This window comes from Methylobacterium sp. J-068 (assembly GCF_022829445.1).
Lineage (GTDB): Bacteria > Pseudomonadota > Alphaproteobacteria > Rhizobiales > Beijerinckiaceae > Methylobacterium.
This window is the reverse complement of the sequence record NZ_JAKSXY010000025.1, coordinates 1-581: the sequence shown is the minus strand read 5'-3', so window position 1 is coordinate 581 and position 581 is coordinate 1. Positions and strand designations below refer to the sequence as shown.

The following is a 581-nucleotide window of genomic DNA, read 5'->3' as shown; positions in this document are numbered from 1 at the left end:
GACGATCCGTCCTGGCGCACCCGTGCCGAGATCGCCCTGAAGCGCAAGCGCCGGAGTCGTCCCGTCCTGCAGGAGCGCATCGGGGTCCTGCGTCGCGCCGAGCGTTCCATGGCACTCGGTTCGAGCCAAGCCGCCGTCTCCTCGAAGGTCGACGCCAAGCGGCAGGCCTTTGTCCACGCTGCCTACGAACTCCTGGGTCATGAGGCCTGCACGGAGGTGTGGGCCCGCGCCCAGCAGAAGCAGCCAGCCCTCTTCGCGGATGGGAAGGGGCCAGACGCATGAGCGCCCTCGGCACCATCCCCTACACGGATGCCACCGGCCGGACCTGGCTCGTCGCGAAGCTCGACCGGCTGCTCGACGACCCCGCCGTGCGGCGAAAGGCCGAGGAAACCCTTCGAGCCAGCACCAACAGGGCCGGGAGGTTCAATCCCGGCGCCGCATTCACCAAGGCGTGCCGCCAATACAAGCGCGACGAGTGCGGCGCTCTTCTGCACATGCTGGTCGTCCGCCTGCGAGATCGGGAGGACGAGCATGAGCACGCCTGACCCGATCCTCGCCGCGCTCGACCTCGTCAACGCAGC

1 protein-coding gene and 1 pseudogene are annotated in these 581 nt (G+C 68.8%); both read left to right on the top strand.

The window, feature by feature from the left end:
* A pseudogene (locus tag MKK54_RS24705) lies at window positions 1-282 on the top strand (hypothetical protein); the annotation flags it as partial.
* Window positions 279-545 carry a hypothetical protein gene (locus MKK54_RS24700; protein WP_244008481.1) on the top strand — a complete coding sequence of 89 codons (267 nt, stop codon included), beginning with the start codon at window positions 279-281 and terminating at the stop codon, window positions 543-545. The pseudogene MKK54_RS24705 and the gene MKK54_RS24700, both read left to right, overlap by 4 nt.
* Window positions 546-581: the final 36 nt, after the last annotated feature.